The organism is Candidatus Bipolaricaulota bacterium (assembly GCA_021159055.1).
GTDB lineage: Bacteria > Bipolaricaulota > Bipolaricaulia > UBA7950 > UBA9294 > S016-54.
Map to the genome: position 1 here is coordinate 1 of JAGGSO010000017.1, position 6792 is coordinate 6792.

The window sequence follows — 6792 nt, forward strand, 5'->3', positions numbered from 1 at the left end:
CCCCACTCCGCGACCGCATGCGCCACGTGCAAGAAGAGCGGCCGCCCACCGGGCTCAAGCTCCTGGAAGTCGCGCGCCGATGGGTTCGAGGTCCTGATCAGGACGAAGATCCCCTTATCCCCATGCTCCAGATACGGGAGATACGGGCGGATCGCGTCGTAGCCCATGTACGGGTTGACGGTGATCATGTCCACCGCGAACTCCCCCGCGAGGTGGGCGCGGGCGTACATCTCGCCGGTGGAGGCGATGTCCCCCCGCTTGACGTCCCCGATCACGATGGCTCCTCTCTCGTGCGCGTAGGCAATCGTCTCCCGGTACGCGGCCAGCCCGTCCACCCCCAGCGCCTCGTAATGGGCGATCTGCACCTTGAAGCAGGCGCAGACGTCGATCGTGGCGTCGATCACCTCCCGGTTGAACGCGAGCACCGCCCGCGCCGGCGGCAGCTTAGCGAGGAGCGATGCCGGCAGAAGCCCCACCGAGGTGTCGAGCCCCACGCAGACCGGTCCCCGGGCCGCAACCCCGTCAAACAATCGATCGATGATCATCGAAATCCCTCTCCCGGATCTTCCCGTCCAGGTGGACGACCTCGCCGCGCCGCACGGTCGCCCACACCCTGCCGCGCAGCCTCTCCCCGATGAGCGGGGTGTTCTTCCCGCGCGATAGCAGCCAATCCTCGGTCACGGTGAACTCCTCGTCCTCCTCGATCAGCACCACGTCCCCGTCGCGGCCGACATCGAGCGATCCCTTGTTCAGCCCGAGGATCCGCGCCGGAGCGGCCGCCATTGCCCGCACGAGGATCCGCAGGTCGAGCCGGCCCGGGCGCACCAGCCGGGAGTAGAGGAGAGAGAACGCGGTCTCGATCCCGGATATCCCCGGGGCTCCACCATCCTTGTCCGCCGCGGTGTGCGGGGCGTGATCGGTGGCGACGGCGTCGATCTCCCCGGAGGCGAGGGCAGCGATGAGATGCTCCCGGACCGTGGATGGGACGAGGGGCGGGTTCACGGCGTAGCCCGGCTCCAAGCACAGGTGGTGCGGAGTCACCTCGCAGGTGACCCGGGTTCCGGCCCGCTTCGCTGCGGCGATCAGCTCGACCGAGCCGGGAGAGCTCACGTGCTCGACGTGGAGCGCGGCGCCGGTGCGCCGGGAAAGGAGCAGATCGCGGTTCACCATCAGCTCCTCGGCCAGCGCCGGATCGTCGATCCCGCGGTATTCGGAGTGCTCTGCGATCCGACGACCGAGCGCGGCGGCGCGGCGGAACGCGCTGAGGGCCACGTCGGTGCGTTCCACCCCGCGCCCGTCGTCGGAGAACGCCCACACGTGCGGGGCGAGTCCGTCCATGTCGGCCAATTCCTCGCCGGCAAGTCCATGGGTGATCGCTCCCACGGGATACAGCTCGACCAGCCCGGCATTGGCCGCCCTTTCTTTCATGTAGCGGGCGACTTCGGGGCGGTCGCAGACCGGATCGGTGTTCGCCATCACCGCGACCGCGGTGTAGCCGCCGTGGACCGCGGCTGCGCTCCCAGAGCGAATATCCTCCTTCTCCGGGTAGCCCGGATCGCGGAAGTGGGCGTGCAGGTCGACGAACGCCGGAAGGAGGGTCCGCCCCTCCCCGGAGAGGACCTCCGCCCCGGGAACCCGCAGGTCCGTCCCGACGGCGCGGATCAGGCCGTCCTCGATGTAGAGATCTCCCCGAAAATCGCTCCGCGCGTCGACCAGCCGGACGTCGGTGATCAGAAGGCCCGCACTCACACCCTGACCCGCTCGCCGCAGTAGGCGCACTCGTACTCCTTCGTGGCCCGATCGACGAGAGTGAACACGGAGATGCTCTGCCGCTCCACCGTGGTGATGCACCGCGGGTTCTTGCACTCGATCAGCCCGACCACCCGTGTGGGGAGCCCGGGGGTGACCTTGCGCGTCACCACGCCGTCTTCGATGTAGTTGACGGTGGCATCGGGGGCGAGGAGCCCGAGCATGGTGAGGTCGAGGTCCAACGTATCCGAGATCTTGATGATGTCCTTGCGCCCCATCTTGCTGCTCGTCACGTTCATCAGGAGCGCCACCGGGTAACCGGCATCCCGCAGCCCGAGCCGGTCGAACACCTTCATCCCCTGGCCGGGCTGGATGTGGTCGATGACGATCCCGGCGGTGATTCGGTCGACCCTAAGCATCTTTGCCCTCCTTTTCCGCCAGCAGGTGCAGGATCAGCGCCATGCGCGCGAACATCCCGAGCCGCGCCTGTTCGAAGTAGACCGCGCGCGGGTCGGCGTCGACCGCGTAGTCGATCTCGGTCACCCGCGGAAGCGGGTGCATGACGATCATCTCCGCGGGCGCCGCACGCAGCCGGTCGGCGGTGAGGATGTAGGTGTCGCGCAGCTTGATGTAGTCCTCCTCGTTGAAGAACCGCTCCTTCTGGATGCGGGTCATGTACAGGACATCGGCGCCCTCCAGCCCGTCCTCCATCCGCGTCGTCTCCCGAAGCGCCACCGCCGGGTTTATCTCCTCCACCTCGCGCTTTATCCGCTCCGGCAGGCGCAATTCCGGCGGGGAGATCAGGATGAACCGAACGTCGGAGTAGCGGGCGAGGGCCTTGACGAGCGAGTGCACCGTCCTGCCGTAGCGCAGGTCGCCGCAGAACGCGACCGTCAGGCCGTCGAGATGCCCCTTGAACCGATGAATGGTGAACAGGTCTGTCAGGGTCTGCGTCGGATGCTCGCGCGCCCCATCCCCGCCGTTGATCACCGGGACCGGGGAGTACTCCGCCGCCAGGATCGCCGCCCCCTCCTTGGGATGGCGCAGGACGATCAGATCGGCGTATCCGCCGACGGTGCGCACCGTATCCCCCAGACTCTCCCCCTTGGCCACCGAGCTGCTCTTCGCGCTCGCCACGCTGATCACTCGCCCGCCCAGCCGGAGCATCGCCGCCTCGAACGACAGCCGGGTGCGGGTGCTCGGCTCGTAGAACAGGGTCGCCATCAGCCGGCCGGCGCAGCGATCGGCGTAGTCGGCGGGAGAATCGATGATCTGAGAAGCGAGGGAGAAAAGGGCTTCGTACTCCTCGGGCGAGAAGTCGAGAGAACCGAGGAAGTGGTTTACAGTCACACCAACCCCCTTGAGTTTTGACCGGATTATAAGCGAGGCGGTCGCTTGTACAAGGGTGAAATTATTCCCACTCGATCGTCGCCGGCGGTTTGCTCGTGATATCGTAGACCACGCGGCCGATCTCTGGAATCCGGCGGGTGATCCGCGACGCGACCTGATCCAAAAAATCGTGCGGGAGGCGGGCCCAGTCGGCGGTCATCCCGTCCACGCTCGTCACCGCCCGCAGGGCGAGGATGTAGCCGTAGCGCCGCTCGTCACCGACCACACCTACGCTCCGCACCGGGGTGAGCACCGCCAGCGCCTGCCACGTCTCCCGGTACAGACCTGATTCCTTGAGGGCGGAGATGAACAGATGATCCGCCTCCCGCAGGATGCGCAGCCTCTCCGGGGTGACCGCGCCGATGATGCGGATCGCCAGTCCCGGCCCGGGGAACGGATGGCGCTCGCGGATCTCCTCCGGCAGCCCGAGCAGGCGCGCGATCTCGCGCACCTCGTCCTTGAACAGGTAGCGGAACGGCTCCAGCAGCTCGAACCCGAGTTTCTCCGGGAGTCCGCCCACGTTGTGGTGGCTCTTGATGTTCGCCGCGCCCGTGCTCCCCGCCGACTCGATCACGTCGGGATAGAGCGTGCCCTGGGCGAGGAAGTGGAACGATCCGTGCCGGCGCGCCTGGTCCGTGAACGCGGCCACGAACTCGCGCCCGATGATCTTCCGCTTCTCCTCGGGATCGGCCACCCCGGCGAGGGCGGAGATGAACCGCTCACTCGCGTCCACGGTGACCAGGTTCACCCCCAGCGGGCGCAGCGCGTTCTCCACCTGCTCCCGCTCGTTCAGCCGCAGCAGGCCGTGGTCGACGAACACCGCGAGATGGTCGACCCCGGCGCGGGTGAGGAGCAGGGCCAGGGTGGAGGAGTCCACCCCGCCGGAGACCGCCAACAGGACGCGCTTTCTGCCCCCATCCGTGCGGGCCCGCACCTCAGCGATCAGCCGCTCCAGCGTGCGAGCCGGGGTCCAGTCGAGCGGCACACCGGCGATGCGGAGGAAGTTCGCCAAAACCGTCTTCCCCTGCGGGGTGTGCACGACCTCGGGGTGGAACTGCACCCCGAACATCCGGGCGTCCGGGGATTCCACCGCCGCGATCGGGTTGTCCTCCGTCCCCGCCGTCGCCCGCCAGCCCGGGGGAAGGGCGGCCACGGCGTCGGAATGGCTCATCCATACTTGCATGGCACCCTCGTCGATCCCGGCGAACAGCGGCCCGTCGTGCCACGTAAGCACGGCGCGCCCGTACTCCCGTCTTCCGGTGGTGACGAGCCGGCCGCCGAACCGGTGCACCAGGTACTGCATCCCGTAGCAGATTCCCAGGATCGGCAGGTCAAGGTCGAATAGTTCCGGATCCGGGCGCGGGGCATCCGGATCGAGCACTGAGGCAGGGCCACCGGAGAGGATCACCGCGTGTGGGTCGTGTGCAGCGATCCGCTCGACCGGCGCATCTCCGGGCAGGATCACTGAATAGGCGTTGAGCTCGCGGATGCGCCGCGCGATCAGACGGGTGTATTGCGAGCCGAAATCGAGGATGACGACGCTCATCGTGCTATCCTGCAGCGAACTCGATCTTCCCCGTCTCCGGATCCATCCTGATGATCGATACCAGCGTCACGATCGGCACTCCGTAGCGGGTCAGCACGCGCCGTCCCTCCCCGAATTCCTTGGCGATCACGAACCCGAACCCGACGAGCGTCGCCCCGCTCTCCCGCACCATGTCCGCCAGCGCGGAGCTGGTGTCGCCGCGGTAGAGGAAGTCATCCACGATCAGGACCCGCTCCTGCTCGTTCAGATAGTCCTTGGAGACGGACAGTTCGACCGTGGTCCCCTTGGTGGGCGAGGTGATTGACCGGACGAACGGACGGTTCATCGTCGCGGCGCGCCCCTTCTTGGCGTACAGGGCGCGGGCGCCGATCCGGCGTGCCACCTCGTAGGCGACGATGTTCCCGGCCGCCTCGGCGGTGAGCACGCAACTCACATCTGCGGCAGCGAATCTGTCGGCGAGCTGGCGACCCACCTCCTCCATGAACTTCGGATCGATGCGGTGGTTGAGGAACCCGTCCACCCGGAGGAATTCCGGCCCCACCACGACACCGTAGCGTTGAACCCAGTCCTGAAGCTGCATCTATACCCTCCTTGCGATGGTCTGTCCGACCGATTGTGCCTCAGTGAGACGGCGATCACAACACGGATCTATGCAGGCGTTGATCCTGTTCACGGCAGCTCGATCGCGAACTCCGGCTGCCGTTCTGCGAGCAGGTTCCGCATCGCCTGTGCCAGGTCGCGGTGCTCTTTTTGCGCGTGCCGGTCAAGACGGAGCGCGAAGTAGTTGGCCCACGCCTCTCGATCCCCCATCATCCAGAACTCGGTGTACAGTCCGGTCCCCAACACGGCGCGCGCGATCTCTGCCCGCACGTTCAGCCCGCGCAACAGCCGGTAGATCCGCTCCTCCGTCGCGGAGGCGAGCTGCCACAGCTCTGCTGCCACGGCTCCGATCTCATCCTCCTCCGGGAGCCAGAAATCGAGCGGGACGCGTCTGTCGTCGGTGTAGCGGCGGCTCAGCTCCTGATAGCTGAACTGGCGGTGACGCATGACCTGACGTGCGACGAAGATCGGGGCCTTTACTCGAAATGTGGCGATGTTCTCCCGATGTCGGGCAGCAAGCTCATCGACTGTGGTCTTGGGGTCGTCCGCGTAGGTGGCAAGGTCGGGGTTATTCCGCAGGCTGTTCTCGATTCCGGGTCTTCTTCCATCCCGGATGAACTCAAACGCCGATGAAGGAAGCCCGCCGCTCTCGGTCCACAGCCGTTCAACGAGCCTCCGCGCGTCGCGGGGCGGCTTCCCGTAACAGATGCTCGCCACGGTCGCCACCGCCTCGACCCGCGACTCGGGGTTTTGGTTCGCCCGCGAGAAGTCCCACAGCTCGACCTTGCCCGAGCCCCACAGCTCCGTTTCAGCAACTTTCTTTATGTATTTCATCGCTTCACCTCGGTAGCGTTACACCAGTTTGCCCCTGGTAGATCCCGCCCGCTTCCTTCTCGGCGTACGTCCTCTCCGGCCGCCCACCGCGGAAGAAGACGACCTGAGCGATCCCCTGTCCGACATGGAGCCTGATTGGAAGTGGTGATAAGTTAGCTAACTCCAAGGTAAGAACGCCTTTCCAGGCTGGCTCGAGCGGGGTCACATTGACGAGCAATCCACAGCGGGCGTAAGAGCTCTTCCCCCAGCACACCCCGGCGACGTCGTCGGGCATGCGGAACCGTTCCACCGATTCAGCCAGCACCTGCGATCCAGGCGCGATCTCCAGCGTATCCGTTACCTCGATCTCGCGAAAATGGCCGCGAGGGAAATCGATCGGATCGAGCACGGCGTTTATCCCGCCGATCGGCACGAGGAACTTGCTCCCCAATCGCAGATCGTATCCGAAGCTCCCGAGCCCGTAGGACGGCTTCCCTTCCTGCCGGGGGACGAACGGCTCGATCATCCCTCTTTCGACGCATAGTGCCTTTATCTCACGATCGTTCAGGATTCCGGTGAATCTCATGTCACTCCTTTGCGTTGAATGCCGACCATCGATTACACGCCCTACCGCCATTTATGATAGCACGATGCACTCGCGTTGTTAAACCACAGCGGCGAACCCACAAGTCATT

At 65.9% G+C, this 6792-nt stretch carries 8 protein-coding genes; all 8 read right to left on the reverse strand.

Features of this window, described 5'->3' with window-relative positions:
• The coding region (pyrF, locus tag J7J55_00985) for an orotidine-5'-phosphate decarboxylase (GenBank protein MCD6141288.1) at positions 1–545 on the reverse strand (545 nt) is incomplete at its 3' end.
• Complete coding sequence (locus tag J7J55_00990) at positions 523–1749, reverse strand: dihydroorotase (protein ID MCD6141289.1); 1227 nt, start codon at positions 1747–1749, stop codon at positions 523–525. The genes J7J55_00990 and pyrF, both read right to left, overlap by 23 nt.
• Complete coding sequence (locus J7J55_00995; GenBank protein ID MCD6141290.1) at positions 1746–2168, reverse strand: aspartate carbamoyltransferase regulatory subunit; 423 nt, start codon at positions 2166–2168, stop codon at positions 1746–1748. Before J7J55_00995 ends, J7J55_00990 begins: the two co-directional genes overlap by 4 nt.
• Complete coding sequence (gene pyrB, locus J7J55_01000) at positions 2161–3099, reverse strand: aspartate carbamoyltransferase (protein ID MCD6141291.1); 939 nt, start codon at positions 3097–3099, stop codon at positions 2161–2163. The genes J7J55_00995 and pyrB overlap by 8 nt, the downstream gene beginning before the upstream one ends.
• A gap of 61 nt (positions 3100–3160) precedes the next feature.
• Complete coding sequence (gene guaA / locus J7J55_01005; GenBank protein ID MCD6141292.1) at positions 3161–4684, reverse strand: glutamine-hydrolyzing GMP synthase; 1524 nt, start codon at positions 4682–4684, stop codon at positions 3161–3163.
• 4 nt (positions 4685–4688) lie between these two features.
• On the reverse strand, positions 4689–5264 hold the full coding sequence (xpt, locus tag J7J55_01010; protein ID MCD6141293.1) for a xanthine phosphoribosyltransferase: 576 nt from the start codon (positions 5262–5264) through the stop codon (positions 4689–4691).
• 89 nt (positions 5265–5353) lie between these two features.
• Positions 5354–6118 carry an FAD-dependent thymidylate synthase gene (gene thyX / locus J7J55_01015; protein ID MCD6141294.1) on the reverse strand — a complete coding sequence of 255 codons (765 nt, stop codon included), beginning with the start codon at positions 6116–6118 and terminating at the stop codon, positions 5354–5356.
• Positions 6119–6122: 4 nt separating this feature from the next.
• Positions 6123–6683 carry a dCTP deaminase gene (locus tag J7J55_01020; protein MCD6141295.1) on the reverse strand — a complete coding sequence of 187 codons (561 nt, stop codon included), beginning with the start codon at positions 6681–6683 and terminating at the stop codon, positions 6123–6125.
• Between the last annotated feature and the right edge of the window lie 109 nt (positions 6684–6792).

Coding starts and splice junctions, on each gene's coding strand:
- xpt (MCD6141293.1), bottom strand. CDS start 5,264: ATGCAGCTTCAGGACTGGGTTCAACGCTACGGTGTCGTGGTGGGGCCG.
- J7J55_00995 (MCD6141290.1), bottom strand. CDS start 2,168: ATGCTTAGGGTCGACCGAATCACCGCCGGGATCGTCATCGACCACATC.
- J7J55_01020 (MCD6141295.1), bottom strand. CDS start 6,683: ATGAGATTCACCGGAATCCTGAACGATCGTGAGATAAAGGCACTATGC.
- guaA (MCD6141292.1), bottom strand. CDS start 4,684: ATGAGCGTCGTCATCCTCGATTTCGGCTCGCAATACACCCGTCTGATC.
- thyX (MCD6141294.1), bottom strand. CDS start 6,118: ATGAAATACATAAAGAAAGTTGCTGAAACGGAGCTGTGGGGCTCGGGC.